The sequence below is a fragment of the Nocardiopsis sp. CA-288880 genome (assembly GCF_050955985.1).
GTDB lineage: Bacteria > Actinomycetota > Actinomycetes > Streptosporangiales > Streptosporangiaceae > Nocardiopsis > Nocardiopsis tropica.
This window is the reverse complement of record NZ_CP192105.1, coordinates 5529631-5552589: the sequence shown is the minus strand read 5'-3', so window position 1 is coordinate 5552589 and position 22959 is coordinate 5529631. Positions and strand designations below refer to the sequence as shown.

Below are 22959 nucleotides of genomic sequence, written 5' to 3'. Positions count from 1 at the left end.
GGAGCCGCGCCGTGATCCAGGACACAGGGGCCCGTCCGGCTCCGCGTCCGCAGGTGGGGAGTCCGGTTCGTCGTCCACAGTGGGACACGGGCGTCGTGGGAAAGTCGTAGGCTCGGGAGATACCACCCGACCTACGACCCTCATGGGGGCACCCGAACCATGGCCGACTCCTTCGCACATCTGCACGTCCACACCGAGTACTCCATGCTCGATGGGGCTGCGAAGCTGAAGCCCCTCTTCAAGGAGGCGGCGAGGCTGGGGATGCCGGCGGTCGCCATGACCGACCATGGCAACATGTTCGGCGCCTACGAGTTCTACCAGCAGTCCAAGGGCACCGGTGTCACGCCGATCATCGGCATCGAGGCGTACGTGGCGCCCGAGTCGCGGTTCCACAAGAAGCGCGTGTTCTGGGGTCGCTCCAGCGGGTCGGACGACGTGTCCTCCGAGGGTGGCAAGGACATCTCCGGCGGCGGCCGCTACCTCCACATGACGATGCTGGCGCAGAACGAGACCGGGCTGCGCAACCTCTTCCGGATGTCCTCGCTGGCGTCCATGGAGGGCTACTACATGAAGCCCCGCATGGACCTGGAGCTCATGCAGGAGTACAACGAGGGCATCATCGTCTCCACGGGCTGCCCGTCGGGCGGCGTGCAGACGCGGCTGCGGCTGGGCCAGGAGAAGGAGGCCATCGAGTACGCGGCCGGGCTCCAGGACATCTTCGGCCGGGACAACGTCTTCCTGGAGCTGATGGACCACGGTGTGAGCATCGAGAAGGAGGTCCGCGACGGCCTCCTCAAGGTCGGCCGCGAGCTGAACATCCCGCCGCTGGTCACCAACGACTCCCACTACGTGTACGAGAACCAGGCGGCGGCGCACGACGCCCTGCTGGCGGTGGGCGTGGGCAAGAACCTGGACGACCCCACCCGGTTCCGGTTCAACGGCTCGGGCTACTACCTCAAGACCGCCGACGAGATGCGCGGCATCCTCGACTTCGACGAGTGGAAGCAGGGGTGCAAGAACACCCTGCTCATCGCCGAGCGCATCGACCCCAACGCCTACGACGCCGTGTTCAAGCACCGGGACCTCATGCCGGTCTTCCCGGTGCCGGAGGGCGAGACCCAGGCCTCCTGGCTGGCCAAGGAGGTCCAGCGGCTGCTTCCCACGCGCTACCCGGACGGGGCGGGCGAGGAGGTCCAGAAGCGGGTCGAGTTCGAGCTGGCGATCATCAACGAGATGGGCTTCCCGGCCTACTTCCTCGTGGTCGCCGACATCTGCCAGTACGCGCGCAAGAGCAAGATCGCCCTGGGCCCGGGGCGCGGCTCGGCGGCCGGGTCGATGATCGCCTACGTCCTCGGCATCACCGACCTCGACCCGCTCGAGCACGGCCTGCTGTTCGAGCGGTTCCTCAACCCCGAGCGCGTGTCCATGCCCGATGTCGACCTGGACTTCGACGAGCGTCGGCGCGGCGAGATGATCGAGTACGTCACGCGGCTGTACGGCGAGGAGCGCGTCGCCCAGATCCTCACCTTCGGCACCATCAAGGCCAAGGCCGCGGTGAAGGACTCCACCCGCATCCTGGGCATGCCCTACTCGGTGGGCGACCAGATCACCAAGGCGTTCCCGGCCGCGGTCGGCGGCAAGGAGATCCCGCTCGACGCGGTGTTCAACACCGAGCACGAGCGCTACTCGGAGACGACCGAGCTGCGCAGCCTCGTCGACAACGACCCGCAGGTCAACAAGGTCATGGAGACCGCGCGGGGTATCGAGGGCCTGACACGCGGCACCGGCGTGCACGCGGCGGGCGTCATCCTGTCCAAGGAGCCCCTGCTCGACGTCATCCCGCTGCACAAGCGGGACAACGACGGTGCCATCATCACGGGCTTTCCCTATCCTCAGTGCGAGGACATGGGCCTGCTCAAGATGGACTTCCTGGGCCTGCGCAACCTGACGATCATGGACGACGCGGTCAAGAGCATCAAGGAGGCGGAGGGGGTCGACATCGACCTCATCAAGCTTCCGCTGGACGACAAGAAGACCTACCAGCTCCTCTCGCGCGGCGACACCCTGGGCGTGTTCCAGCTGGACGGCGGCGCGATGCGCAACCTGCTCAAGCGGATGCAGCCGAAGAAGTTCGGTGACATCGCGGCGGTCAACGCCCTGTACCGGCCCGGCCCGATGGCCGCGAACGCGCACAACGACTACGCCGACCGGTCGAACGGGCGCCAGGAGGTCACAGCGATCCACCCGGAGCTGAAGGACGCCCTGGAGCCGATCCTCCAGGAGACCTTCCACCTGATCGTGTATCAGGAGCAGATCATGGCCATCGCCCAGCAGCTGGCCGGCTACACGCTGGGCGGCGCCGACCTCATGCGCCGCGCGATGGGCAAGAAGAAGAAGGAGGCGCTGGAGGAGGAGGAGGCCAAGTTCTTCCCCGGCGCCATGGAGAGGGGCTTCTCCAAGGAGGCCATCCAGGCCCTGTGGGACGTCATGCTCCCGTTCGCCGGGTACGCGTTCAACAAGTCGCACGCCGCCGGCTACGCGCTGGTCTCCTACTGGACCGCCTACCTCAAGGCCAACTACCCGGCCGCGTACATGGCCGCGCTGCTGACCTCGGTCAGCGACGACAAGGACAAGATGGCGGTCTACCTGGCGGAGTGCCGGGCGCAGGGCATCAAGGTGCTCCCCCCGGACGTCAACGAGTCGGGTCTGCGCTTCACACCGGTGGGCAAGGACATCCGCTTCGGCATGGGCGCGGTCCGCAACGTCGGCGCCAACGTGGTCAACTCCATCGTCAAGACCCGCACGGAGAAGGGCAAGTACACGTCCTTCACCGACTTCCTGGCCAAGATCGAGCTGGCGGCCTGCAACAAGAGGGTCATCGAGTCGCTGATCAAGGCGGGCGGGTTCGACTCGCTCGGCCAGCCGCGACGCGAGCTGTACCGCCACCACGAGACCGCGGTCGACGGCATGATCAGCTCCAAGAAGCAGGAGGCGCACGGCCAGTTCGACCTCTTCGGCGGTGCGGAGGAGGGCGGCGACTCCACCCCCATCGGCCTCAACATCAACTGGGGGGACGAGGAGTGGGACCGCAAGACCAAGCTGGCGTTCGAGCGGGAGATGCTGGGCCTGTACGTGTCCAGCCACCCGCTGGCGGGGGCCGAGCGCGTCCTGGCGCGGTCGCGGGACACGTCCATCGCGCAGATCGTCGCGGGCGACCTGAGCCGCGAACGGGGTGAGGTGCGCATCTCCGGCCTCATCTCCAAGGTGGACAAGCGCACCAACAAGGCGGGCAACCAGTGGGCCATCGCCACGGTGGAGGACCTGGACGCCTCCATGGAGGTGCTGTTCTTCCCCAAGACCTACCCCCTGTACGTGGAGGCCCTGCTGGAGGACACGGCGGTCACGGTCAAGGGCCGTCTGAACGACCGGGACGGCACGTGGTCGATGTTCGCCTCGGAGATGTCGATCCTGGACATCTCGCACATCACCGAGGGGGAGCCGCCGGTGCTGCTGACCGTGGACGAGAAGCGCCTCACCCCGGAGCTGGTCGGTGACCTGCGCCAGGTCCTGGCCACCCACAAGGGGGAGACCCCGGTGCGGATCAGGGTGGACAACCCGGTCCGGTCGAGGATCTACGCGGTGGACCGCTTCTCGGTGCGGATCTCCCCGGAGTTCAACGGCGAGGTGAAGAGCCTGCTGGGGGCGTACGCGGTCGACTACTGACCCCGGCCGACCAGGATCCCCGTGAGCCGCGCGGTGCGGCCCACGGGGATTCTTCTGTGTCCGGGACTTGTCGGAAGAGAGTTAACGATATATCTTTGAGCTATCAGAACAGAGTAGACAGTCTCTCTGTATCGATAGAAGGAGAACACCATGAGCGCCATGGCACTTCCCGGCCCCTGGTCCTGGAACGCACGCGGCGGACGCTCCGAGCGTGCGCGGCGTCCCTGGGACCGGCACCCGGCCGACGCACACCGGGGCCCCCACCCGCACCCCCACCCGCACGAGTACGGACACGAGCACGGCGGCGACCGGGCGCAGTTCGGACCGCCGCCGCCCCCGCCGCCTCCCGGCGTCCCGCCGGGAGGCGGGCCCTGGGGAGGCGCAGGAGTCCCCTTCGGTGGCCCGTTCGGCGGTTTCGGACACGGTCCCGGCGGCCACCGGGGCGGTCGCGGAGACGGTCGCCGGGCCCGGCGCGGCGACGTCCGCACCGGCATCCTGCTGCTCATCGCCGAGGAGCCGCGCAGCGGCTACGAGATCATCCGCGAGGGCCGCGACCGCAGCGGCGGCATGTGGCGGCCCAGCCCCGGGTCCGTCTACCCGATGCTCCAGCAGCTGGAGGACGAGGGCCTGGTCGCACAGGAGGAGGGGGAGGGGCGCCGCCGTCCCTACCGGCTCACCGAGGAGGGCATCGCCTACCTGGACGAGAACGGCGCCGGTCTCACCCCGCCCTGGGAGGCGGGCGCGGACGCCCACGCCGACAGCCGGTCCCGCTACGAGGAGATCGGCGGCCTGGCGTACCAGCTGGCAGCGGCCGCCGCCCAGGTCGCCCAGGCGGGCACCGACGACCAGCTGGACCGCGCCAAGCGGCTCCTGGCCGAGACACGGCGCAGCCTCTACCTGATCCTGGCCGAGGAGGACACCGCCCCGGAGTCGGACCCCGGGGAGGACACCGGCCTCTGAGCCGGGAACGCCGGGGGCCCGTGAACGCGACCCCGGGGTTCCAGCGGTCGCCACGGGCCCTCCGCGGTCCGGCCCCGCCCTACTCGCCGGTCACCCCGTCGGCGAGTTCGCGCAGCAGGTCCAGGTGCCCGTTGTGGCGGGCGGTCTCCTCGATCATGTGCACCAGGACCCAGCGCAGGGTGGCGGGCTCCTCGTCCTTCCGTGCGGTGGCGGCCACCGCGTCCAGGTCGAGCCCCGCGGTGATCTCGCGCGAGCGCGCGCACTGCTCCTCGTACTCGTCGAGCAGCAGGGACAGGGGGAGCTCACTGCCGCGCCGCCACTCGGCGTCGGGGTCCTCGGGGGTCGCGTGCCCGTTCTCGGGCAGTCCCATCAGGAGCTTCTCGAACCAGGCGTGCTCCACCCAGCGCAGGTGCGAGACCACTGCGCCGACGCTCATCAGCGGCGACGTCGGAAGCGGGGTGGCGGAGGCGTGCCCGGGGGACAGGCCCACGCACTTGGCGTGCACCGTGGCGCGGTGCCACTCCAGCCACGTCGTGAGCATGGTGCGCTCGTCGGCCGCCATGGGCGGATCGACGCGGCCGGGGGCGGTCAGGGGAGCGTTCTCGTCGTTCATCCCCGTATTGTCCGGTCGGCGCCCCTCGCACGCCAGCGCATTTCCGGAGGCGCCGCCCCGGTTCGGGGCCGGGGACGGGGAGGGCTCCGGGGGGTGCGCCCCGGCCCTGTCCCGGTCCTACTGCCCGGTCACGCCGTCGGCGAGTTCGCGCAGCAGGTCCAGGTGCCCGTTGTGGCGGGCGGTCTCCTCGATCATGTGCAGGAGCACCCAGCGCAGGGTCGGCTGCGGGCGCGAACGGCGGGCCGAGGCCCCCAGCTCCAGCCTCGCGGTGATCTCGCGCGAGCGCGCGCACTGGGCCGCGTAGTCGTCGAGCAGCCCCGTGAGCGGCAGCTCGCCGCCGACGCGGAACTCGGCGTCCGGGTCCTCCAGCGAGTACGGCGCCCGGTCGGCCTGGTTGAGCATCACCACCTCGAACCAGAACGCCTCCACCCACCGCAGATGGGACACGAGGCCGCCCGCGGTCATCAGCGGAGAGGTGGGGAGGGGAGCCGCCCCCGACAGCTCCGAGGCCAGACCGGCGCACTTGAGGTGGACCGTGGCGCGCTGCCTGTCCAGATAACTGGTGAGCATGGTGCGCTCGTCGGCCGCCAGGGGAGGATCGACACGCCGGGGCACGGGTGCGGCCGGAGGGCTGTTCTTGTCGCTCATGCCGGTATTCTCCGTTCCGGCTATGCCCTGTATCCACTGGTTTTCCGGGGTGGGACCGGGACGGGGTGAGGAGAGTTGGGGAGATGACGGAGCAGAACCGCGCGGACGGGGCGGCGCCGCTACGACAGCTGGCCGTGGGGGCGTGCGTCTTCGGGGCCCTGGTTCTGCTGGGCGCGCTGCTGGGCCTGGTGTGGTGGCAGTTCGCGCCCCGCGCGGAGGGCACCGCGCTGGGCGACGGGCAGGTCTTCACCGGCACCACCGAGGACGTGTTCGCCGGTGAGGGCTACTTCGTCGTCATGACCGCGCTCGCCGGCCTGGCCACCGGGTACGCGGCCTACATGGTCCAGTTCCCGCTGGCCCGGCGACGCCTCCAGGACCTGCGCCTGGCCGTCCTGGTCGCGGGTTTCCTGGGCGCGGTCGCGGGCGCCCTGCTCACCTGGCGCGTCGGGGTCGCCCTGGACGGCGGGGTCCACGCCGCCGTCGGGGCCGCGGAGTCCGGTGCGACGGTCGTGACCGGGCTCCATCTGGACGCGACCGCGTTCCTGGTGGCCTGGCCCTTCGTGTTCGTGCTCCAGTACGGCCTGCTCGACGCGGTCAGCATCGTGCGCCGCGACCTGCCCGGTGTCCCCCCGCCCGAGCCCGCGCCGCCCGAGGGGGCGGCGGAGGGGGCCGTCGGGCAGGAGGACGGGGACCGGGCGCCGCAGGACGGCGTGCTGCCCCCGGCGCCGCCCGCCCACGGTGCGCCGGTCGCGGTCGAACGCGACCCGTCCGGACCGGAGGACGCAGGACGCTGACCCCCGGCCGCGTGCGCCTCAGAGGGGCCGGACCGCGTCCTCGTACATGGCGTCGAGGAGGTGCCGGTACTTGGCCTCGATCGTCCTCCGCCTCATCTTGAGGCTGGGGGTGATCTCGCCCTCCTCCACGCTCAGGTCGTGGGGGAGGACGGTGAACCTCTTGACCGTCTCGTGCCGGGGCAGACCCCTGTTGAGCTCGTCGACGGCCTCCTGGACCATCTGCCGCACCCGGGGCTCCGCGGTCAGCTCCGTGTAGTCGAGGGCGCCCAGTCCGTTCTCGGCCGCCCACACGCCGACCGCCTCGGGGTCCAGGGCCACCAGCGCGGTGCAGTAGGGGCGCCTGTCGCCGTGCACGACCAGGTTGCTCACGTAGGGGCACAGCGCCTTGAAGCGGCTCTCGATCCCCTGCGGCGCGACGTACTTGCCTCCGGACGTCTTGATGAGCTCCTTCTTGCGGTCGGTGATCCGCAGGCGTCCGCCCTCCAGGACGCCGATGTCGCCGGTGGCGAACCATCCGTCCGGGCCGAGCGCCTCCTCGGTGGCGCCGGACAGGTTGTGGTACCCGCGCATCACGCACCCGCCGCGGATGAGGATCTCACCGTCCTCGGCGAGCTTGACCTCCGTGCCGGGCATGGGCAGGCCCACGGTGCCGAACCGGACCGAGCCCGGCCGGTTGAGGAACGTGCCCGCGCTGGTCTCGGTGAGGCCGTAGCCCTCCAGGATGAGGATCCCGGCCCCGTAGAAGAACCGGCCGATCTCGGGGGAGAGCGGAGCGCTGCCGGAGACGAAGAACTTGAGGCGCTCCCCGAAGCGCGACCGCAGCCTGGAGAACACGAGCCGGTCCGCCGCCCGGTGCTGGACGGCCAACAGGCCGGTGGGCGTCCGCCCCTCCTCCTTCTCGCGGGCGACCCGGTCCGCGACCCCCGCGGCCCACCGGAAGATCCGGTACTTGGCGGCGCCGCCCTCCGCGGCCTGCATGACGACCCGGTTGTACACCTTCTCGAAGATGCGCGGCGCGGCCGCCATGAAGGTGGGCCGCACGATCGCCAGGTTGTCAACGATCTTGTCCACCCGGCCGTCCACGGCGGTCCTGAAACCGATCTGCAACTGACTGACCTGCATGAGCTTGCCGAAGACGTGGGACAGGGGCAGCCACAGGTACTGGACGTCGTCGGGGGTGAGCATCTCCCAGCCCTGCCCGCGCAGCTCCTCGTCCAGGTCCTGGACCGCCTGGGCCTCGTACAGCCAGTTGGAGTGGTCCAGGCGCACGCCCTTGGGCCTTCCGGTGCTGCCGGAGGTGTAGATGAGGGTGGCCAGGTGGTCGGGCCGGACCGCCGCGACGAGTGCGTCGAACAGCCCGGGTCTCTCCTCCCGGAGCTCCGCGCCCAGTGCGGACAGCTCGTCCAGGGTGATGACCCAGTCGCCGTCCCCGTCGCCGTCGAAGACGACCACCTTGGACACGCCGGGGATCTGCGCCCGCTGGTCGACGAGCTTGGCGACCTGTGCGGCGTCCTCGGCGAAGACCACCATGCTGCCGGAGTCGGAGAGGATGTAGGCGCAGTCGGGCGGGGTGCTGGAGGGGTAGACGGTGGTGGAGGCGCCGCCGGCGCACAGGATGGCCAGGTCGGCGAGGATCCACTCCATCCGGGTGCCGGAGGCGATGGCGCACCGGGCCTGGGAGGTCACTCCCAGGGAGTGCAGGCCCAGCGCGAGGTCGCGCACGCGGTCGAGGGTCTGGGACCAGGTGAGGGTCTCCCACTTCTCGGGAGCGCCGCTCGGGTCGGGGACGGGATGGCTGAACGCCACGGCGTCACCGGACTCGGCGACGCGGTGGGTGAACATACCGGGAACGGAGGAGAAGGGGGATGTGTTGCCCATTTCACAAAGCTACCCCCGGGTAGGTAGCCCGGCAACAGCCCCTCCGCGGGCCTTCCCGGGCGTCGGACCCGGCAGGGAGGGAACGTGACGGGCCCCTGCCGTGCGTCCCCGCGCCCCGCCCCCCGCGTCCCGCCCCCGCGGCCGGACCGGCGTCAGCCGGCGCCGATCGGGGCGGTGACCGCCTCGGTGAGCGCGATCAGGTCGCTCGGGCGCAGCTCCATCTGCAGGCCGCGCCTCCCCGCCGAGACGTAGACGGAGGCCAGGTCCGTCACCGAGGAGTCGATCACCGTCCGCAGCCGCTTGCGCTGGCCCAGCGGGCTGATCCCGCCCCTGACGTAGCCGGTGATCTTCTCGGCCCTGTCGGGGTCGGCCATGGCGGCCTTCCTGCCGCCGACCGCGGCGGCGAGCGCCTTGAGGTCGAGCGAGGTGCTCACCGGGACGACCCCCACGGTGAACACCCCGTCCACCTCGGCGATCAGCGTCTTGAAGACGTGCTCGCGGGGCACCCCGAGCGCGTCGGCGGCGTCGGCGCCGTAGGAGCTCCCCTCCGAGCCGCCGTCCACCTCGTAGGGGTGCAGGGTGTAGGTGGTCTTGGTCCGCCCGGCGGCCACGGTCGCGGGTGTGGCTTTTCCGCTCATCGGAATTCCTGGTTCCTGTCTGCGCGCGAGCGCGCGGATGTGCGTCGACGGTCCGCGCGAAGCGTCCGGGCCGGTCCCGGGCGGGCCGCGCCGGCCGCACCTGTCCGTACAGCAGGCTAGACCCGGACCCGAGCGCCCCACGAGGGGACCTGCGGGGAGGGGCGGGCCTCCGGTGGAGGGGGTGCTGACCGCCCCCCGCGCCGGGTCAGTTGAAGGAGACGCCGTTGCTGAGGAAGGGGCCCGCGGGCAGGTTGGGGAGGGAGGGGGCCGCCACGATGCGGTTCTCCCGGCGCAGGAACCTGGCCGCCACCGCCAGCCGTGTCGCGGCGTCCTCCGCCTCCAGCATCCGCTGCTTCTCGGACTGGTCCAGCACGACCGAGGCGGCCACGGAGTACGACAGGGCGATGGGGTCCTTGGGCAGTTCCGGCGCGGCGTCCGGCGACATCCCGATCGACGCCAACCGCTGGGAGTAGGTCCCGAACAGGTCCCGTACGTGCTCGGCGTGCTCGTCGGCGTCAGGGCCCAGGGGCTCGGGCAGGAACGACACCGAGGCGGTCGAGTACACCTCGGGGGAGGAGGCGTCCACCTCGGCCAGGTCGGTGACCGCGAACCGGGCGCCCCCCTCGACCACCAGGTCGTAGCGCCCGTCGTCGTAGGTGCGCACGTTGCGCAGCAGGGCGGTGCAGCCGGTGGCGGCCACCCTGGGGAGCGAGGTCCCCGGACCGCCGATCGTCGGCACCCCCGTGTCGGCCCCGCCCGCGCCCTGGCCCGACTCGGCGGCCACCTCGTGTCCCAGCTCGATCCACACCACACCGAACCGGCGCGGTCCCCGGTCGTGCCCGGTCACCTCGCTCTGGGCGAGGGCGGGGCCGAGCAGCTCCGAGACCAGGGCCCGGTACCGCCGCTCGAAGACGTGCAGGGGAACGGTCATACCGGGGAACAGGACGGTGTTCAACGGGAAGATCGGCAGTGCCACGGGCATGCCCCCAGTATGCCTCCCTCCCGGCGGGGCGACGGCGTCGCGCGGGTCGGCGCGTCCGGGCGCGCGTACGGCCCGGGGATCCCGGTTCGGCCTCGGCAGAACACCGGAACGCGTACGGCCCGGGGCCGGCGCCGGGCTCCCCCTCGGGAACGGGCGTCCGGGCCCCGGGCCGTACGGGAAGAGGCCGCCCGGCGGGCGGCCGCGTGGCCGGAGGGCCGCGCCGGTCAGGAGACCGAGGGGCCCGCGGTGCCGGGAGCGCCCTGGCTCCCGTTGTCCTCGCTGGGCATGTCGCGGGCCACGAAGGTCTCCACGTCGAACAGGTTGCCCTGGGCGCGGTCCACCACGTTGAGGAGCGTCGACATCTTGGCGACCTCCTCGGTCTGCTCCTGGATGAACCACTGGAGGAACTGCTCGCCCGTGTAGTCGTCCTCGTCGCGGGCGACCTTGGCCAGTCTCTGGAACTGGTCGGTCACCTCGCGCTCCTGGCGCAGGGCCAGGGCGACCAGGTCGCGGGGGGTGGAGAAATCGGTCTCGATCTCGTCCACGGAGGGGAGGGCGAACTGGATGTCGCTGTCGAGAAGGAACCGCACGATCATCATCGCGTGGTCCCTCTCCTCCAGGGACTGCTCGTAGAAGACCCGAGCCAGCTGGGGCAGGTCCTGGTCGTCGAACCAGGCGGCGATGGCGACGTACTGGTGCGAGGCCGTGAACTCGTGCCGTACCTGGTCGACCAGGAGGCGGTGGAACTTGGAAAGGCCGATATCGCTGCTCTTGTTCGAAGTCATGGCTCTACGATAACCCATCGATAAGAGTTTTACGAAACGCGCCAAAACGTGTCGCGCATTGTTAGGCAAGCCTTTCTGAAGCTAAATTAGGTTAGGTGTCCCAAAGTTAGGCGACACTTATTCGCGGTATGTGCGGTGGTTGTCGGCCCAGGTCGCCGCGATCGCGTACCCGCCGGTCGCGAAGGTGTGGTGTCCATCATCCGGACACCGCAGCCCACCGAATGCGCGAGGCCCCCTAGACTGGGCCCGTGATCAGTCGAATCGACCTCCGAGGCACCCAAGGCGACCCGCGCGAAGCCCTTCCGCGCGCGGAACTGGACGTGGCGGCCGCCGCCGACCGCGTACGTCCCATCTGCGAGGACGTGCGCCATCGGGGGACCGAGGCGCTGATCGAGCTCACCGAGCGCTTCGACGGCGTCCGGCTCACCGACATCCGCGTGCCCGCCGAGGCGATCGAGGAGGCCCTGACCGGCCTCGACCCGGCCGTGCGCGCCGCGCTGGAGGAGTCGATCCGCCGCGCCCGCAAGGTCCACCGGAACCAGCGCCGCTCCGACCACACCACCCAGGTCGTCCCGGGCGGCACCGTCACCGAGAAGTGGATCCCCGTCGACCGCGTCGGCCTCTACGTGCCGGGCGGCCGGGCCGTCTACCCCTCCAGCGTCATCATGAACGTCGTCCCCGCCCAGGAGGCGGGGGTGCGCTCCCTGGCGGTCACCTCGCCCCCGCAGAGCGACTTCGGCGGGCTGCCGCACCCGACCATCCTCGCCGCGTGCGCCCTGCTGGGCGTGGACGAGGTCTACGCGGTCGGCGGCGCCCAGGCCATCGCCATGTTCGCCTACGGCGCCGAGGGGTGCGAGCGCGCCGACATGGTCACCGGCCCGGGCAACATCTGGGTGGCCGCGGCCAAGCGCCTGCTCAAGGGCGTCATCGGCATCGACGCCGAGGCGGGCCCCACCGAGATCGCGATCCTGGCGGACTCCACCGCCAACGCCGACTACGTCGCGGCCGACCTCGTCAGCCAGGCCGAGCACGACGTCGTCGCGGCCTCGGTCCTGGTCACCCCGGACGAGGCGCTCGCCGACGCCGTCACCGGGCACCTGGAGCGGCGCGTCGCCGCCACCAAGCACAGCGGCCGCGTCCGCGAGGCCCTGTCCGGTCCGCAGTCCGGCATCGTCCTGGTGGACGACCTCGAACACGGGCTCGCGGTCGTGGACGCCTACGCCGCCGAGCACCTGGAGATCATGACCGTGGACGCCCCCGCGCGGGCCGCGCGCGTGCGCAACGCGGGGGCGGTCTTCGTCGGCGACTTCTCCCCGGTCTCCCTCGGCGACTACGCGGCCGGGTCCAACCACGTGCTGCCCACCGGCGGCTGCGCCTGCCACTCCGGCGGCCTGAGCGTGCAGACCTTCCTGCGCGGAGTGCACATCGTGGACTACGACCGCGGCGCGCTGGCCGACGTCGCCCACCACGTCATCACCCTGGCCGACGCCGAGGACCTGCCCGCGCACGGCGAGGCCGTCGCCGCGCGCACGAACCCGGTGACGGCCTGAGCCCTGCGGCCGACCGCCCGGCGGGCGGGGGCCGGGGGGCCGCGCGGCCGCACAGGCCGCAGGAGTCCCGTGCACCCGCCCGCCCACAACCGACCATGAGCGTGGAACCCGTGAGCTTCACACTGAACGACCTGCCACTCCGCGACGACCTGCGGGGGCGCTCGCCCTACGGGGCGCCCCAACTGGACGTGCCGGTGGTCCTCAACACCAACGAGAACCCGCACGCGCCCTCGCCCCGCCTCGCCAGGGCCCTGGCCGACGCCGTCGCCGCCACCGCGCTGGGCCTCAACCGCTACCCCGACCGGGACGCGGTCCGCCTGCGCGAGGGCCTGGCCTCCTACCTGGGCCACGGTCTGACCGGCGCGCACGTGTGGGCGGCCAACGGGTCCAACGAGGTCCTCCAGCAGATCCTCCAGGCCTTCGGAGGGCCGGGCCGGACCGCCATGGGCTTCGAGCCGTCCTACTCGATGCACCCGATCATCTCCCGGGGCACCGGGACGGGATGGGTGTCCGTGCCGCGCGACGCCGACTTCCGGATCGACACCGACACGGCCCTGGCCGCGATCGCCGAGCACCGGCCCAGCGTGGTCTTCCTCACCTCGCCCAACAACCCCACCGGCACCGCCCTGGACATCGACGACATCGCGCGCGTCGCCGAAGCGGCGCCCGGGGTCGTGGTCGTGGACGAGGCCTACGCCGAGTTCCGCCGCACGGGCACGCCCAGCGCGCTCACCCTGCTGGCCGACCACCCCAGGCTGATCGTCTCGCGCACGATGTCCAAGGCGTTCGCCCTGGCCGGGGCCCGCGTCGGCTACCTGGCCGCGCACCCGGCCGTGGTCGACGCCCTCCAGCTGGTCCGCCTGCCCTACCACCTGTCCGCCGTCACCCAGACGGTCGCGCTCACCGCGCTCGACCACTCCGACGAACTCCTCGGCGCCGTCGACGACCTGCGCGCCGAACGCGACGCCGCCGTCGCCTGGCTGCGCGAGCACGGCTTCGCCGTGGCCGACTCCGACGCGAACTTCGTCCTGTTCGGTGAGTTCGAGGACCGCACCACGGTGTGGCAGGCGATGCTCGACCAGCAGGTCCTCATCCGCGAGGTCGGTCCGCCGGGCTGGCTGCGCGTCACCGTCGGCACCCCGGAGGAGATGGCCGCCTTCCGGGCCGCGCTCCTCCGCGCGACCGGCCGCTGACCGCGCCTCCGGGACCCGCCGGCCGCCGGCCCCGCCCCACCGCACCCGCCAGAACCACCGGGAGAGTCACCATGAGCCGTATCGGGCGCATCGAACGCGCAACCAAGGAAACCAAGGTCCTGGTCGAGATCGACCTGGACGGCACCGGCGTCGCCGACGTCTCCACCGGCGTCGGCTTCTTCGACCACATGCTCGACCAGCTCGCCAAGCACGGCCTGTTCGACCTGACCGTGCGCACCGAGGGCGACCTGCACATCGACTCGCACCACACCATGGAGGACACCGCCCTGGCCCTGGGCGCGGCCTTCCGGGAGGCGCTCGGCGACAAGGCCGGCATCCGCCGCTTCGCCGACGCCAAGGTGCCCCTCGACGAGGCCCTGGCCGAGGTGACCGTCGACGTCTCCGGCCGCCCCTACCTGGTCCACAGCGAACCCGAGGGCATGGCGCCGCTCATCGGCCGCGACTACGACACCACCATGACCCGCCACATCCTGGAGTCCTTCGTCGCCCAGGCGCGGGTCGCCCTGCACGTGCGCGTCCCCTACGGGCGCAACGCCCACCACATCGTGGAGTGCCAGTTCAAGGCACTGGCGCGCGCCCTGCGCTCCGCCACGGAGAAGGACCCGCGCGTCAGCGGCATCCCCTCCACCAAGGGCGCCCTGTAGATGGACACCGACCTGTGGGGGATCGCCCTCGTCGTGCTGGGCGGGTTCCTGGCCGGGGGCGCCTACGCGATGTGGAAGGTCAACAGGCTCATCGCCGTGGCCCTGGCCGGCTGCACCGTGCTCGCCGTCGCCTCCGGCGCTCTCCGACTGGGCTACCTGTAGAGGAAGGGCAGTTCCCATGCCGTCACGAGTGGTCGTCTTCGACTACGGCTCCGGCAACCTGCGCTCGGCGCAGCGCGCCATGGAGCGCACCGGCGCCGACGTCACCGTCACCTCCGACCCGCACGCCGCCCTGGAGGCGGACGGCCTCGTCGTCCCGGGCGTCGGCGCGTTCAGCGCCTGCATGTCCAGCCTCAGAGCGGCCGGCGGCGACCGGATCATCGGACGGCGCGTGGCCGGGGGCCGCCCCGTCCTGGGCATCTGCGTGGGGATGCAGGTCCTCTTCGACCGGGGCGTGGAGCGGGCCGACCCGAGGGCCGGGGACCAGGTGACCGAGGGCTGCGGCGAGTGGCCCGGGACCGTGGACCGCCTGCGCGCGCCCATCGTGCCGCACATGGGCTGGAACACCGTCCGGCCCCCCGCGGACACGCGGCTCTTCGCCGGGATCGGCCCGGAGGAGCGCTTCTACTTCGTGCACTCCTACGCGGTGCGCGAGTGGGAGTTCTCCACGCACAACGAGCGCATCCGCGAGCCCGGGGTCACCTGGGCCGAGCACGGCGAGCCGTTCGTGGCCGCCGTCGAGAACGGGCCGCTGTGCGCCACCCAGTTCCACCCGGAGAAGTCCGGCGACGCGGGCGCCCGCCTGCTCGCCAACTGGGTCGCCACCCTCTGACCGACGTTTTCCCACCGAGCACGAGAAGGTTTCATGACCGGCGAGCACACCCCGTCGTCCCCCGCACTCGAACTGCTTCCCGCCGTGGACGTGGCGGGCGGGCAGGCCGTCCAGCTGGTCCAGGGCAAGGCCGGTTCGGGGGGCCAGTACGGCGACCCCTTCGAGGCCGCCACGGCCTGGCAGAACGCCGGGGCCGAGTGGATCCACCTGGTGGACCTGGACGCCGCGTTCGGGCGCGGGCACAACCGCGACCTGCTGCGCGACATCGTGGGACGCCTGGACGTCAAGGTGGAGATGTCCGGCGGCATCCGCGACGACGAGTCGCTGGCCGCCGCGCTGTCCACCGGGTGCCGCCGGGTCAACATCGGCACCGCGGCCCTGGAGAACCCGGAGTGGTGCGCCAGGATCATCGCCGAGCACGGGGACCGGATCGCGATCGGCCTGGACGTGCGCGGCACGACCCTGGCCGCGCGCGGCTGGACCCGGGACGGCGGCGACCTGTTCGCGACCCTGGACCGGCTGGAGTCGGAGGGCTGCGCCCGGTACGTCGTCACCGACGTCAACAAGGACGGCACCCTCAAGGGCCCCAACCTGGACCTGCTGCGCACCGTGTGCGAGCGCACCGACAAGCCGGTGGTCGCCAGCGGCGGCGTGTCCAGCCTGGACGACCTGAGGGCCATCGCCACCCTGGTCCCGCTGGGGGTGGAGGGCGCCATCATGGGCACCGCGCTGTACGAGGGCGCGTTCACCCTGGAGGACGCCCTGGCCGCGGTGCGCGACGCGAAGGACGTGGTCCGGTGAGCCTGGCCGTGCGCGTCATCCCCTGTCTGGACGTGGACGCCGGGCGGGTGGTCAAGGGCGTCAACTTCGAGAACCTGCGCGACGCGGGCGACCCGGTGGAGCTCGCCCACGGCTACGACGCGGCCGGCGCGGACGAGCTCACCTTCCTCGACGTCACCGCCTCCAGCGGCGACCGGGAGACCACCTACGACGTGGTCCGCCGCACCGCCGACCAGGTGTTCATCCCGCTGACCGTGGGCGGCGGGGTGCGCACCGCCGACGACGTCGACCTCCTGCTGCGGGCGGGCGCGGACAAGGTGGGCGTCAACACGGCCGCCATCGCCCGGCCCGAGCTCATCGAGGAGATCGCCGAGCGCTTCGGCCGCCAGGTCCTGGTGCTCTCCGCCGACGTGCGCCGGGTGCGCGAGGGCGACCGGCCGACCCCCAGCGGGTTCGAGGTCACCACCCACGGCGGCCGCCGCGGGACCGGGATCGACGCCCTGGAGTGGTGCGAGCGCGCCGCCGGGCTGGGCGCGGGGGAGATCCTGCTCAACTCGATGGACGCCGACGGCACCAGGGCCGGCTTCGACCTGGAGCTGATCCGCGGGGCGCGGGCCCGGGTGGACGTGCCCCTGATCGCCTCCGGCGGCGCGGGGGCGGTCGAGCACTTCGTCCCGGCGGTGGAGGCGGGCGCGGACGCGGTGCTGGCCGCGACGGTCTTCCACTTCGGGGAGTTCACCGTGGCCGACGTCAAGCGGAGCCTGCGCGAGGCGGGCCACGCGGTGCGCTGAGGGATTTCGGCTGGTAGAGGTGCGCAAGGTCCCCGGGACGAGTACGTCCCGGGGACCTTCGAGCGTCCGTATGACGACACGTAGTCGTTTCCGTGTGGCGTTGCCTCGACACGCCGATGCTTCGTGTGAGCATGACCCCGTAGTGCCCATTACCCACGGGGGAAGGACCTTTTTTCGCATGTTTCCGCACTTCTTTGGTGGTTTTGGTAGGCGTTTCGTCTCCTTGATCGCCGCCTCCGCGGTCGCCGCCACCGCCGTCGTCGCCACCGCTCCCGCGGCCTCCGCCGACAACCTCAACCGGACCTCCGAGCAGGTCGTCGCCCAGATCGAGGCCGAGGCGTGGCCGTACTACGTGAGGGGCGACCGCTCGGTCGACATCGCGGCCGCACGCAAGCTGCTCGCCCACCACGGCTACCGCTCGGACAGCACCACCTCGCGGTTCTTCAACCTCAGCCTCGAGAACACGGTCAAGCGCTACCAGCGTGACAACCCGAACGACCTCGTCGAGACCGGGGCGCTCGACGACGAGACCTGGCTGCTGCTGCGCGAGCGCACCTTCGGCGAGTACGGCCCGGGCAGCAGCGGACTCGTCGTCGAGGCGATCCAGGTCCTCCTCAAGGAGAAGGGGATCGCCTCCGGACTCTCCGTCGACGGCCAGTACGGCTCCGCCACCGAGCGGGCGGTCCGCGCCGCGCAGCGCGAGTTCGGCATCGGGGTCGACGGCATCACCGGCCGCCTGACCTTCCGCGCGCTGGTCACCTACCAGGTCGCGGTCCAGTAGCACCCGGCGGTCGGAGGACGGCCGCTCCGACCGCCACGGCGCCCGGACCACCCCGGTGGTCCGGGCGCCCCGTCGACCACCGCACCCGGCGTGCGCGGGCCGCCGCACGCGGACCCCTCCGCCCGCCCCGGGCGCCGTCCCCCGCCCCCGAGCACTCCCGCGAGCGCCGGACCCTCCCGGCCGGAATAGCCCCGGCGCGAACCGCGCTGAAACAATCCGGTGGAACCTTGTCGGTTCCGCTGGATAGGTTGGCTCGACACACGCACCCACGTCCCCTTCGGCATGCCCGGAGGGCGTCGGCGCGTGAGGGGCCGGGCCGTGCCGGCGGAACCGGCAGGCAGACGAACGGGGGGCGTATGGCGCAGGGCACCAGCACGAGGGATCCGGGGACCGGGGAGGGCTCCGCGCCACCGGAGGAGCCCGCCGACGGCGCCGGGACCGCCGACCGCGCCGCGGACACCGCCGGCGCCGGGATCTTCGGCCGGGGCATGCGCGTCCTGTGGGTCGCCGCGCGCACCGAACCGTGGATCTTCCTCGCCGCCGTCGCCGGAGCCATGCTGCACGCCGGCGTCACCGTCGGCTCGGCCTCCGTCCTCGGCCACCTCACCGACACCACCATCCTCCCCGCGTTCGCCCGGGGCAGCACCACCGCGGCCGCGCTCGCCACCGCCGCCGGACTGCTCCTCGCGGTCGGCCTGGGCAAGGCCGTCGGCATCGCCATGCGCCGCATGCTCGCCGCCCTCATGCAGTTCCGCATGCAGGCCCGCTACCGCCGCGCCGTCGCCCGCAAGTACCTCGAACTCCCGCTCTCCTGGCACCACCGCCACCCCACCGGCCAGCTCCTCTCCAACGCCAACGCCGACGTCGAGGCGGCCTGGCAGCCGCTCGCCCCGCTGCCCATGGCCGTCGGCAGCGTCTTCATGCTCGTCATCGCCGCGGTGGCCATGCTCGTCACCGACCCCGTGCTCGCCCTGGTCGCCTTCGTCGTCTTCCCCGTCCTGGCCGCCGCCAACGTCGTCTTCCAGCGCCGCGTCTCACCCATGGCCTCCCGGGCCCAGGCCCTGCGCGCCGAGGTCAGCGGCGTCGCCCACGAGTCCTTCGACGGCGCCCTCGTCGTCAAGACCCTCGGCAGGGAGGACACCGAGACCGAGCGCTTCACCCGGTCCGCGCACAGCCTCCGCGACGCCCTCATCCAGGTCGGCCGCATGCGCTCCATGTTCGACCCGGTCATGGAGGCCCTGCCCAACTTCGGCGTGCTCGCCGTCCTGCTCCTCGGCATGTGGCGGCTCTCCACCGGCGCCATCGACCCCGGCGACCTCGTCCAGATCGCCTTCCTCTTCACCCTCCTGGCCCTGCCGATCCGCTCCTTCGGATGGATCCTCGGCGACCTGCCCCGCAGCGTCGTCGGCTGGGACCGCGTCCAGTCCGTCCTCGGATCCGGAGGCACCATGGAGCACGGCGACCGGACCCTGGAGGACAGCCCTCGCGGCATCGCCCTGAGCGCCCGCGGCGTCACCTTTTCCTACGCCGACTCCTACGACGCCGACGGCGGCGGCCGCGACCTGATGGACGACGGGGAGTCCACCGCCCGCACCACCGTCCTCAACGGTGTGGACCTGGACATCGCCCCCGGCCGCACCGTCGCCCTCGTCGGCCCCACCGGCTCGGGCAAGTCCACGCTCACCACCCTGCTCATGCGCCTCGTCGACCCCGACACGGGCCACATCAGCCTCGACGGCGTCGACGTCCGCGACCTCGCCCGCGGCCAGGTCTCCGAGCACGCCGCCCTCGTGCCCCAGGGCACCTTCGTGTTCGAGGACACGGTCCGCGACAACATCACCCTCGGCACCGACATCGACGACGAGCAGGTGTGGGCCGCCCTGCGCCTGGCCCGCGCCGACGGCTTCATCGGCGAACTCGACGGCGGCCTCGACGCCCCGCTCGGGGAGAAGGGCACCACCCTGTCCGGCGGCCAGCGCCAGCGCCTCGCCCTGGCCCGCGCCGTCGTCCGCCGGCCCCGGCTGCTGATCATGGACGACGCCACCTCCGCCGTCGACCCGCAGGTCGAGGCCCAGATCCTCGCCGGGCTGCGCGCACGCGACGACGCCGCCACCGTGGTCGTCGTCGCCTACCGGCGCGCCACCATCGAACTCGCCGACGAGGTCGTCTACATGGAACGGGGCCGCGTCCTGGCCCGCGGCACCCACGACGAGCTCCTCACCGCCTCACCCGGCTACAACAGGCTGGTCACCGCGTACGAACGGGCCTCCGCCGAGGGCGAGGCCGAACGCGAACCCGTCCCCGAGGAACCCGGACCACTCGAACCCGCCCCGCCCGCCACCGCGCACGGCGACCACGCCACCGAGGAGACGAGCCGATGAGCGCCCCCGCCCAGACCCGCGCCGATCAGCGGCCCGAACCGGACCCCGGGCGGGAGGCCGGCGACGCCGCCGACCCGCTCCTCTCCCTGCACCGCTCCACCGACACCGCCATGGGCACGGTCCGGCGCGGCCTGCGGCTCTCCCCGGAGTTCGCCAAGGGCCTCTGGCTCACCCTGGTGTTCGCCGTCGTCGCCACGGCCGGCAAGATCGTCGTCCCCGTCGCCGTCCAGCAGATCATCGACAACGGGCTCTCCGGCCCGGAAGGCCCCGACCTCGGCTTCGTCGCCCGCATGGTGGCCGCCTGCGCCGGACTCCTCGTGGTCACCATGGTCGCGTCCTACCTGATGAACCTGCGCCTGTACCGGGCCACCGAGTCCGGACTGGCCACCCTGCGCCGCAAGGCGTTCCGGCACGTCCACGACCTGTCCGTGCTCACCCAGAACAGCGAGCGCAAGGGCGCCCTGGTCTCCCGCGTCACCAGCGACGTCGACCAGATCAGCACCTTCATGCAGTGGGGCGGCCTGCTCCTGCTCGTCAGCGCCGGCCAGCTCCTCGTCGCCACCGTCCTCATGGCGGTCTACTCCTGGCAACTCACCATCGTGGTGTGGGTCTGCGTGCTGCCGCTGCTGTTCGGCGTCCGCTGGCTCCAGAAGCACCTGTCCTCGGCGTACATGAAGGTCCGCGAGAACACCGGCGACATGCTCGGCGTCATCGGCGAGACCGTCATGGGCGCGGCCGTCATCCGCGCCCACGGCACCGAGAAGCGCACCGCGGAGCGGATCGACTCCACCGTGACCAGGACCCGGCGCTCCCAGGTCCGCGCCCAGCGGCTGGCCATGGCGGTCTCACCCTTCGCCGAGATCGTCTCCGCGGTCGGCAACGCGGCCGTGGTCCTCGTCGGGGTCTGGCTCGGCCTGGGCGGCGACCTGACCGCCGGACAGCTCATCGCCTTCCTGTTCCTGCTGACCCTGTTCATCCAGCCCATGATGATGGCGACCGAGATCTTCAACGAGGCCCAGAACGCCATCGCCGGATGGCGCAGGGTCCTGGGCGTCCTGGACACCGCACCCGACATCGCCGACCCCGGGGAGGCCGGCAAGGTCCTGCCCCGCGGCCCGGTCCGGGTCACCTTCGACGACGTCACCTACTCCTACCCCGACGGCCCCGTCGTCCTGGACGACGTCGCCGTCGAGATCACCCCGGGCACCCGGGTCGCGGTCGTGGGGGAGACGGGCTCGGGCAAGACCACCTTCGTCAAACTCCTCACCAGGCTCATGGACCCCGCCAGGGGCACCGTGCGCCTCGACGGCGCCGACCTGCGCGAGGTCGCCTTCTCCTCCCTGCGCAGCCGCGTCGTCATGGTCCCGCAGGAGGGCTTCCTCTTCGACAGCTCCCTGGGCGACAACATCCGCTTCGCCCGCCCCGAGAGCACCGACGCCGAGCTGGAGGCCGCCGTCACCGAACTCGGCCTCTCCGAGTGGCTCGACTCCCTCGCGCACGGCCTGGACACACCGGTCGGCCAGCGCGGCGAGTCCCTTTCGGCGGGGGAGCGGCAGCTCGTCGCCCTCGTGCGCGCCTACGTCGCCGACCCCGACCTGCTCGTTCTCGACGAGGCCACGTCGGCCGTGGACCCCCACACCGAGGTCCGCATCCAGCGGGCCCTGGACCGGCTCACCCGGGGACGCACCTCCGTGGCCATCGCACACCGCCTGTCCACCGCCGAGGCCGCCGACCGGGTACTGGTTTTCGACGACGGCCGCATCGTCCAGAGCGGGTCGCACGCCGAACTCGTCGCGCGGCCCGGCGTGTACGCCGACCTGTACGCCTCCTGGGTCAGCTCCTCGGCCTGACCCCGCCACCGTCAGCGGCGGGACGCCCTCCACCAGTGGGCGGCCAGCAGCTCCGCCACCAGCGGCTCCACCAGCAGGCTCACATCCGGGTCGGAGTCGCCCGGGTAGCGGACGGTCAGCTCCGCCCCCGGCACGCGCTCGTGCCCGGGGGTGGGGCCCACGGCCACGAACGTGCCGCGCAGGTGCCCCAGGTGCTCGGCGAACCGCTCGTCGTAGGCCGACCCCGCGAACAGCAGAGCCCGGTAGTCCGTCACGGCCGCCAGGTAGCGGTCCGTGTGCGACCACTCCCCGGTCTCGCACGCGTACGCCGCCCGCACCGGGCCCTTGCGCAGGGCCTGGACGCCCTGCGAGGCCGACGCCATCCGCTCGTCCGGCGCCACCAGGTGCACACCGTGCGGCGACTCCAGGATCCGCGCCACCTCGGGCACCCACTCCGGGGCACTCGCCAGCAGCGACTTCGCGGCGTTGGCCGCCCGGCGCAGCAGCCCCGGGAAGTTCTGGCTGCTCCCGGACACCGGGGCGCCCAGGCGGTGGCCCAGCAGCAGGAGCAGCGCCAGCGCGTGCTGGTAGGCCCGGCAGGCCAGGCCGCTCGCCTCCTCGCCCGCGTGCAGCGGCACCAGCAGGTCCGCGTAGTGCCCCACCACCAGGTCCGCGGACGGGGCCAGCACGATCACCGGTGACCGCGCGACGTACCGGTCCAGCACCGTGTACAGCTCCCTCTGACCGCCGCCCAGGGACACCGCCACCACCAGCGTCTCCGGGCCGGCGGGCGGCTGCTCCGCGGACGAGGAGCGGTCCGCGCTCGCCGCGATGCCCGCGCGCCGCAGCCGGGCCGCCGCCACGTCGCAGGCGTAACGGGCCGAACCCAGGCCGACGAACCGCACGGCGGCGGGCTCGTCGGCCAGGAGCGCGGGCAGCGCGGCGTAGGGGTCCCACCGGGGGAAGCGGGTGGCGAGCGAGGTCAGCGCGGCGGGCTTGCCCGCCAGGTCGGCGGACAGGGTCTCGGCGGTCACGGAACTCCCAGGGTGGAGACGGCGGACGGAAGGGGCGGGGGAGCGCGGCGGGCGCCGGGTACGGACCGCGGCACCCGGACAGGGAGGACGCACGAACTCTAA

General features: G+C 72.1%; 20 protein-coding genes. 13 read left to right on the top strand and 7 right to left on the bottom strand.

The window, feature by feature from the left end:
* Positions 1-159: 159 nt before the first annotated feature.
* Positions 160-3723, top strand: a complete 3564-nt coding sequence (gene dnaE, locus ACQPYD_RS24035) for a DNA polymerase III subunit alpha (RefSeq protein WP_433697811.1) — start codon at positions 160-162, stop codon at positions 3721-3723.
* Positions 3724-3873: 150 nt separating this feature from the next.
* On the top strand, positions 3874-4683 hold the full coding sequence (locus ACQPYD_RS24030) for a PadR family transcriptional regulator (RefSeq protein ID WP_433697810.1): 810 nt from the start codon (positions 3874-3876) through the stop codon (positions 4681-4683).
* A gap of 79 nt (positions 4684-4762) precedes the next feature.
* Here the strand turns inward: ACQPYD_RS24030 and ACQPYD_RS24025 are convergent, their stop codons facing one another.
* Both ACQPYD_RS24025 and ACQPYD_RS24020 read right to left on the bottom strand, forming a co-directional pair.
* Positions 4763-5296: a DinB family protein gene (locus ACQPYD_RS24025; RefSeq protein ID WP_433697809.1), complete on the bottom strand. Its 534-nt coding sequence runs from the start codon at positions 5294-5296 to the stop codon at positions 4763-4765.
* Positions 5297-5413: 117 nt separating this feature from the next.
* The gene (locus tag ACQPYD_RS24020) at positions 5414-5944 is read right to left on the bottom strand and encodes a DinB family protein (RefSeq protein WP_433697808.1); all 531 of its coding nucleotides are present in this window, start codon (positions 5942-5944) and stop codon (positions 5414-5416) included.
* Between the two features lie 83 nt (positions 5945-6027).
* Between ACQPYD_RS24020 and ACQPYD_RS24015 the strand changes: the two genes are divergently transcribed.
* The gene (locus ACQPYD_RS24015; RefSeq protein ID WP_433697807.1) at positions 6028-6738 is read left to right on the top strand and encodes a hypothetical protein; all 711 of its coding nucleotides are present in this window, start codon (positions 6028-6030) and stop codon (positions 6736-6738) included.
* 18 nt (positions 6739-6756) lie between these two features.
* Here ACQPYD_RS24015 and ACQPYD_RS24010 read toward each other — a convergent pair whose 3' ends face one another.
* The 4 genes from ACQPYD_RS24010 to ACQPYD_RS23995 all read right to left on the bottom strand — a co-directional run bounded on the left by ACQPYD_RS24010 (position 6757) and on the right by ACQPYD_RS23995 (position 11021).
* The gene (locus ACQPYD_RS24010; protein ID WP_433697806.1) at positions 6757-8616 is read right to left on the bottom strand and encodes an AMP-dependent synthetase/ligase; all 1860 of its coding nucleotides are present in this window, start codon (positions 8614-8616) and stop codon (positions 6757-6759) included.
* 152 nt (positions 8617-8768) lie between these two features.
* Entirely contained in the window at positions 8769-9254 is a 486-nt protein-coding gene (gene ybaK / locus ACQPYD_RS24005) for a Cys-tRNA(Pro) deacylase (protein WP_433697805.1), read from the bottom strand.
* A 205-nt stretch (positions 9255-9459) separates the two neighbouring features.
* Positions 9460-10236: an LON peptidase substrate-binding domain-containing protein gene (locus ACQPYD_RS24000; protein WP_433697804.1), complete on the bottom strand. Its 777-nt coding sequence runs from the start codon at positions 10234-10236 to the stop codon at positions 9460-9462.
* A gap of 224 nt (positions 10237-10460) precedes the next feature.
* A complete protein-coding gene (locus tag ACQPYD_RS23995) occupies positions 10461-11021 on the bottom strand; it encodes a ferritin (protein WP_433697803.1) in 561 nt (186 codons plus the stop codon).
* A 248-nt stretch (positions 11022-11269) separates the two neighbouring features.
* Between ACQPYD_RS23995 and hisD the strand changes: the two genes are divergently transcribed.
* The 10 genes from hisD to ACQPYD_RS23945 all read left to right on the top strand — a co-directional run bounded on the left by hisD (position 11270) and on the right by ACQPYD_RS23945 (position 21844).
* On the top strand, positions 11270-12571 hold the full coding sequence (hisD, locus tag ACQPYD_RS23990; protein WP_433697802.1) for a histidinol dehydrogenase: 1302 nt from the start codon (positions 11270-11272) through the stop codon (positions 12569-12571).
* Positions 12572-12666: 95 nt separating this feature from the next.
* The gene (locus ACQPYD_RS23985; protein ID WP_433697801.1) at positions 12667-13764 is read left to right on the top strand and encodes a histidinol-phosphate transaminase; all 1098 of its coding nucleotides are present in this window, start codon (positions 12667-12669) and stop codon (positions 13762-13764) included.
* A gap of 71 nt (positions 13765-13835) precedes the next feature.
* Positions 13836-14429 carry an imidazoleglycerol-phosphate dehydratase HisB gene (gene hisB / locus ACQPYD_RS23980; protein ID WP_433697800.1) on the top strand — a complete coding sequence of 198 codons (594 nt, stop codon included), beginning with the start codon at positions 13836-13838 and terminating at the stop codon, positions 14427-14429.
* Positions 14430-14591, top strand: a complete 162-nt coding sequence (locus tag ACQPYD_RS23975; protein ID WP_267945781.1) for a hypothetical protein — start codon at positions 14430-14432, stop codon at positions 14589-14591.
* Positions 14592-14607: 16 nt separating this feature from the next.
* Positions 14608-15261, top strand: a complete 654-nt coding sequence (hisH, locus tag ACQPYD_RS23970; protein WP_433697799.1) for an imidazole glycerol phosphate synthase subunit HisH — start codon at positions 14608-14610, stop codon at positions 15259-15261.
* Between the two features lie 33 nt (positions 15262-15294).
* Positions 15295-16062, top strand: coding sequence for a bifunctional 1-(5-phosphoribosyl)-5-((5-phosphoribosylamino)methylideneamino)imidazole-4-carboxamide isomerase/phosphoribosylanthranilate isomerase PriA (priA, locus tag ACQPYD_RS23965; protein WP_330159367.1), 768 nt, complete (start codon positions 15295-15297; stop codon positions 16060-16062).
* Positions 16059-16832 carry an imidazole glycerol phosphate synthase subunit HisF gene (hisF, locus tag ACQPYD_RS23960; RefSeq protein WP_267945778.1) on the top strand — a complete coding sequence of 258 codons (774 nt, stop codon included), beginning with the start codon at positions 16059-16061 and terminating at the stop codon, positions 16830-16832. Before priA ends, hisF begins: the two co-directional genes overlap by 4 nt.
* Before the next feature lie 223 nt (positions 16833-17055).
* Positions 17056-17613, top strand: a complete 558-nt coding sequence (locus tag ACQPYD_RS23955; protein ID WP_433697798.1) for a peptidoglycan-binding domain-containing protein — start codon at positions 17056-17058, stop codon at positions 17611-17613.
* 356 nt (positions 17614-17969) lie between these two features.
* Positions 17970-19994, top strand: a complete 2025-nt coding sequence (locus tag ACQPYD_RS23950; protein ID WP_433697797.1) for an ABC transporter ATP-binding protein — start codon at positions 17970-17972, stop codon at positions 19992-19994.
* Positions 19991-21844, top strand: a complete 1854-nt coding sequence (locus tag ACQPYD_RS23945) for an ABC transporter ATP-binding protein (RefSeq protein WP_433697796.1) — start codon at positions 19991-19993, stop codon at positions 21842-21844. The genes ACQPYD_RS23950 and ACQPYD_RS23945 overlap by 4 nt, the downstream gene beginning before the upstream one ends.
* 11 nt (positions 21845-21855) lie before the next feature.
* Here the strand turns inward: ACQPYD_RS23945 and ACQPYD_RS23940 are convergent, their stop codons facing one another.
* Complete coding sequence (locus ACQPYD_RS23940; protein WP_433697795.1) at positions 21856-22857, bottom strand: sugar isomerase; 1002 nt, start codon at positions 22855-22857, stop codon at positions 21856-21858.
* Between the last annotated feature and the right edge of the window lie 102 nt (positions 22858-22959).

Coding starts and splice junctions, on each gene's coding strand:
- dnaE (WP_433697811.1), top strand. CDS start 160: ATGGCCGACTCCTTCGCACATCTGCACGTCCACACCGAGTACTCCATG.
- ACQPYD_RS24030 (WP_433697810.1), top strand. CDS start 3,874: ATGAGCGCCATGGCACTTCCCGGCCCCTGGTCCTGGAACGCACGCGGC.
- ACQPYD_RS24025 (WP_433697809.1), bottom strand. CDS start 5,296: ATGAACGACGAGAACGCTCCCCTGACCGCCCCCGGCCGCGTCGATCCG.
- ACQPYD_RS24020 (WP_433697808.1), bottom strand. CDS start 5,944: ATGAGCGACAAGAACAGCCCTCCGGCCGCACCCGTGCCCCGGCGTGTC.
- ACQPYD_RS24015 (WP_433697807.1), top strand. CDS start 6,028: ATGACGGAGCAGAACCGCGCGGACGGGGCGGCGCCGCTACGACAGCTG.
- ACQPYD_RS24010 (WP_433697806.1), bottom strand. CDS start 8,616: ATGGGCAACACATCCCCCTTCTCCTCCGTTCCCGGTATGTTCACCCAC.
- ybaK (WP_433697805.1), bottom strand. CDS start 9,254: ATGAGCGGAAAAGCCACACCCGCGACCGTGGCCGCCGGGCGGACCAAG.
- ACQPYD_RS24000 (WP_433697804.1), bottom strand. CDS start 10,236: ATGCCCGTGGCACTGCCGATCTTCCCGTTGAACACCGTCCTGTTCCCC.
- ACQPYD_RS23995 (WP_433697803.1), bottom strand. CDS start 11,021: ATGACTTCGAACAAGAGCAGCGATATCGGCCTTTCCAAGTTCCACCGC.
- ACQPYD_RS23985 (WP_433697801.1), top strand. CDS start 12,667: ATGAGCGTGGAACCCGTGAGCTTCACACTGAACGACCTGCCACTCCGC.
- hisB (WP_433697800.1), top strand. CDS start 13,836: ATGAGCCGTATCGGGCGCATCGAACGCGCAACCAAGGAAACCAAGGTC.
- ACQPYD_RS23975 (WP_267945781.1), top strand. CDS start 14,430: ATGGACACCGACCTGTGGGGGATCGCCCTCGTCGTGCTGGGCGGGTTC.
- hisH (WP_433697799.1), top strand. CDS start 14,608: ATGCCGTCACGAGTGGTCGTCTTCGACTACGGCTCCGGCAACCTGCGC.
- priA (WP_330159367.1), top strand. CDS start 15,295: ATGACCGGCGAGCACACCCCGTCGTCCCCCGCACTCGAACTGCTTCCC.
- ACQPYD_RS23950 (WP_433697797.1), top strand. CDS start 17,970: ATGGCGCAGGGCACCAGCACGAGGGATCCGGGGACCGGGGAGGGCTCC.
- ACQPYD_RS23945 (WP_433697796.1), top strand. CDS start 19,991: ATGAGCGCCCCCGCCCAGACCCGCGCCGATCAGCGGCCCGAACCGGAC.